We start from the raw sequence: 4,577 nt of genomic DNA, 5'->3' as shown, positions 1-4,577 counted from the left end.
CTCGACAGCTGTATCGGTCATCGGAACCACCCGAGCATGCCCGTTGACCATGCTGCCGCACCGGGAAACTCCAAGATCCCCGACAGAGTCAAGCTAAGAGATCGCGCGGATAGGTGTTTCACAACGACGGACTTCCTGTGCCCGGGAGCTCCGGCGAACAGGCCTGCGAGTGAGGGCGTGCGGCACCAGGCGGATGTCTGACCTGGATGCACCCTCCCTGGTAGCGTTCGTGGCATGTCTGCTGCCTCGTGTGCGGCCTCTTGTGCCGCAGTGACCAGGACGCCCCGCTAGCGGCGGGGCGTTCGACTCACACCCTTTGAGCGTCCAGCCGCTTCGTGATCAGACCGGAGCGGCACGTTCGTGCTGCTCAGAGCTTCCTCTGAGCAACGGAGCACCTGATGTTCCCAGGCGTCCTTTCTTCCCGCGGGCACAGCCCGTCCCCTGCACGCGCATGGCTGGTGCTGTGCGCGATCCATGCTGCAGTTCTTCATCGCGGTCGACGTGACCGTGGTCAACATCGCCCTGCCCTCGATCGGCGCCGACTTCGACGTTGATGGGCACGCCCTGACCTGGGTCGTGGTCGGGTACACGGTCGCCGGTGGCGGCATGCTGATGCTCGGCGGCCGACTGGGCGACCTGTTCGGGCGGCGGCGCGTGCTGCTGCTCGGTACCGGCCTGTTCGGCGCCGCGTCCCTGCTGGCGGGCCTGGCCCCCACGTTTTCCCTGCTGGTGGTCGCGCGCCTGCTGCAGGGGGCCGGTGAGGCCATCGCGCTGCCTGCCGCGATGGCCACCATCGTCCTGATGTTCCCCGAAGGTCCGCGTCGGTCGAGGGCTTTGAGCGTGTGGGGCGCCGTGGCAAGCTGCGGTCTCGTACTCGGGTTCGTCCTGTCCGGAATCCTCACCGCCCATCTGGGGTGGCGGTGGATCTTCCTGATCTCGGTTCCGTTCGTCCTGGTCGTACTGCTGGCAGCCGTCTTCCTGGTCGAGGGCGACCGGCCCGCGGCCAAGGACTCCTTGCCGCTGGACCTTCCCGGCGCGCTGCTGCTGACCGCCTGCCCGCTGCTGTTCACCTTCGGTGTGGTCGAGGCCGGCGAACCCGGGACGTCCGCATGGCTGGTGGCGCTGGCGCTGGCCGGGGCGGTGGCCGCCGGGGCCGGGTTCGTGCGGGTCGAGGCACGCTCACGTAACCCGCTGCTGCCGCTGAGCTTCTTCGTCAACCGCACGCGTGTGGCGGCCAACCTGACCACGATGCTGCTGAGTGGGGCGTTGTCGACCTCGTTTTTGCTGTTCACCTTCTATCTGCAGGAACGGTTGGGCATCGGCCCGCTCGGCGCGGGCCTGACGATGCTGCCTCTGGCGGTCTCGTTGATCGTGTTCTCCATGCTCGTGCCGCGTCTGCTGGGCCGCTGGGGGGCACGCGCGTGTGTGCTTGCCGGCATCGGGTTCACCGCGGCCGCGATGGCCGCGATCGCGATCGTCGCGGTCCTGGAGGCAGGCGGGGTGGCGATGATCCCGGCCATGCTCCTGATCGCGGCCGGGATGGGGTTCGGCATCGTGGGGCTGCAGTACGTCGCGGTCAGCGGCGTCACCGAGGCCGACGCCGGAATCGCCTCGGGCGCCCAGCGTGCGGCTGATCAGCTGGGCGGCGCGACCGGGGTAGCGGTCTGCGTCGGGATCGGGTTCGCTCCGACCCTGCATTCCCTCGATCCGTTCCTGGTCGCCACCCTGCTGGCCGCTGCGGGACTCGTGACCGGTGCGGTCGTGGCCTGGCGCATGTCCTCGCCAGTTCCCACAGCGGACCTGCAGAAACAAGCCGGGTGACCTTCGCCTCGCCGGAGTGTGCCGCCCTGACTGCCAAGGCGGCACACCCCGGCGGGACTTGCTGGTCAACGTCCTCTCCGGCCGAGCGAAGGTCACATGCCCGTCCTGCCCTCATCCATCACAGACCCGTTGTGGGACCAGTTCCAAGCCCCCCTGCCCAAGCGGGACGCGGCCGCTCATCCGTTGGGCTGCCACCGTCCCCGCATACCCGACCGGGTCGTGTTCGACAAGCTCCTCGCCCGCCTCGTACTGGGAGGCACCTACCAGCAGCACGCCGACCCCACCTGCTCGGCAACCACGATGAGGGCCCGACGGGATGAATGGATCGCCGTCGGTGTCTTCGAGCGGCTGCACCAGCTGTCGCTGGATGCCTACGACGCGGCCATCGGCCTGGACCTCGAGAATCTCGTGGTGGACGGTTGCATCGTGAAAGCCCCTGGCGGTGGCCAGAACACCGGGCGCAGCCCGGTGGACCGAGGCAAGAGCGGTCTGAAGCGTTCGGTACTGGTCGACGGCGGAGGCTTGCCGCTGGGGTGGGTCCTAGCCGGCGCGAACCGCAACGACTCGCCGCTACTGCGCCCCACCCTGGAGACCCTGCGCCTGTTCGGGTTCCGTCTGCCACCGGCGATCACGTTGCACCTGGACGCCGGCTACGACTCACAGCCCACCCGGGCGCTGCTGGAAGAGCTGGGCTGCGCTGGGCGGATCACCCCGAAGGGGCAGTTCGTGCCGATCAATCACACCCACCGGTGGGTGATCGAGCGGACCAACTCCTGGCACAACCGGGGGTTCAAGGCGTTAGCGATTGTTACCGACCGGCGCGCGGTGGTGCAGGACGCGTGGGTGGCGTTGGCCAGCGCGGTCATCGTGATCCGCAGGCTCCTACGCCGAGCCTGGACGGCCTACCGATGGGACGCCCGCCCGAGCCGACGACCCTGACCTACCCGCGCGATCTCTAAGCCTTGATCCACCGATCTGATGGCTGTGGATGACCTTTCGGGAAACAAGGAAGTGCCTTGTGACCTGCGATGATGGGAGTTCTTGAGGCTTCCAGCACGCACGATCGACAAGGCACTTCCGAGATGCAAGTTTCCCATACTCCAGCGGCGGTCTCCGCTGCGTTCGATGACCCGAATCTGGTCGCGCATGCCGGGCTGGTTCCGGTGATGCGGCTGGCCGAACGGTGTGGGCTGTCGGCCCTGGTGACGCAGAAGGTGAAGGTGAGCGGGACGACGAACGGTGCGGGGGCTGCGGCGGACGCCAAGGTCAGCAGCATCGTGGCCGGCATGGCGGCGGGCGCGGACAGTATCGACGACCTCCACGTGCTGCGGCACGGCGCGATGCCGGCCGTGTTCACGGGCATCCGTGCGCCGTCCACGCTGGGCACGTTCCTTCGCGCGTTCACCCACGGTCACGCACTCCAACTCCACGCCGTCCACCGCAGATTCCTCGGCCAACTGGCCGTGCATGCCCCGCTGCTTCCCGGCTCCGACGAGAAGGCGTTCATCGATGTCGACTCCACCCACAAGCGGGTCTACGGCCGGGCCAAGCAAGCCGCCGAGTACGGCCGGTTCAAGGGCATCGCACCCTGCACCCCTTGCTCGCCACGATCTGCACTCCGCATTCCCGGCCGGTGATCGCCACAGTACGGATGCGCCGCGGCAAGGCAGCCGATTCCCGCGGAGCCCCGAAGTTCGTCAGTGAGGCGCTGGCCACCGCCGTCGAGGCGGGCTGCACCAGCACCCGGATCCTGCGAGCGGACTCGCAGTTCTACAACGCCGGAGTGATCTCCGCCTGCCGCCGGGCCGGAGCCCACTTCTCGATCACCTGCGGGATGAACCCCTCCATCAAACGGGCCGTCCTCGGCATTCCCGACCAGGCCTGGCAGCAGATCACGTACCCGACCGCGGTGCCCGATCCCGCAACCGGTGAACTCATCTCGGACGCCGAAGTCGCCGAGATACCCCAATACACCGCCTTCGCCAGCCGCACGAAAGCGGATCGGGTCACCGCACGGCTGATCGTGCGCCGGGTCCGTGACCTGGCCAAACCCGCCGTTGTGGGTGAGCAGGGCGAGTTGTTTCCCGTCTGGCGCTACCACCCGTTCTTCACCGACCAGCCCGCACAAACCCTCCAGGCCGAACGCGAACACCGTCACCACGCGGTCATCGAGCAGGTCATCGCCGACAGCAAAGCCTCCGCCCTGGCCCACCTGCCCTCCGCACACTTCAACGCCAACGCAGCATGGCTCACCCTGTGGGCGATGACCTACAACCTCCTGCGGGCCACCGGCGCACAGGCCTCCGCCCTCCACGCCAGGGCCACCACCGCCACGATCCGCACCCACCTGGTCCACGTTCCGGCCCGGATCGCCCGCTCCGCCCGCCGCATCACCCTGCACCTCCCGCACAATGAATCGCCCCGGGTTTGATGGAGACATCGAAGACCCGGAAGGATGCGGATCATGGCTGCTCCCCGTAAATACCCCGACGAACTGCGTGAGCGCGCGACGCGTCTGGCTGTCGAGGCCCGCAAGGACCCGGTCGGCCGAGCCGGCGCGATCAAGCGCATCGCCGACCAGCTCGACGTGCACCCCGAGGCCCTGCGGGGGTGGGTCAAGCGGGCCGAGACCGACGAAGGCATCGTGCCCGGGACCACCAGCGCCGAGGCAGCCCGGATCGCGGAGCTGGAACGAGAGGTGAAGGAACTGCGGCGGGCGAACGCGATCCTGAAGTCCGCCTCGGCTTTCTTCGCCG

3 protein-coding genes and 1 pseudogene are annotated in these 4,577 nt (G+C 68.2%); all 4 read left to right on the top strand.

Annotation, left to right across the window (positions count from 1 at the left end; genetic code table 11):
• The first annotated feature begins 474 nt into the window (after positions 1-474).
• Entirely contained in the window at positions 475-1,821 is a 1,347-nt protein-coding gene (locus ACIRJP_RS42020) for an MFS transporter (protein ID WP_404186437.1), read from the top strand.
• Positions 1,822-1,917: 96 nt separating this feature from the next.
• Positions 1,918-2,760 carry an IS5 family transposase gene (locus tag ACIRJP_RS42015; RefSeq protein WP_404186435.1) on the top strand — a complete coding sequence of 281 codons (843 nt, stop codon included), beginning with the start codon at positions 1,918-1,920 and terminating at the stop codon, positions 2,758-2,760.
• 143 nt (positions 2,761-2,903) lie between these two features.
• A pseudogene (locus tag ACIRJP_RS42010) lies at positions 2,904-4,252 on the top strand (IS1380 family transposase).
• 33 nt (positions 4,253-4,285) lie between these two features.
• The coding region (locus tag ACIRJP_RS42005; RefSeq protein WP_404186433.1) for a transposase at positions 4,286-4,577 on the top strand (292 nt) is incomplete at its 3' end.

The sequence above is a fragment of the Streptomyces sp. NPDC102437 genome, from assembly GCF_044765565.1.
Lineage (GTDB): Bacteria > Actinomycetota > Actinomycetes > Streptomycetales > Streptomycetaceae > Streptomyces.
This window is presented reverse-complemented; position numbering and strand designations above follow the sequence as displayed.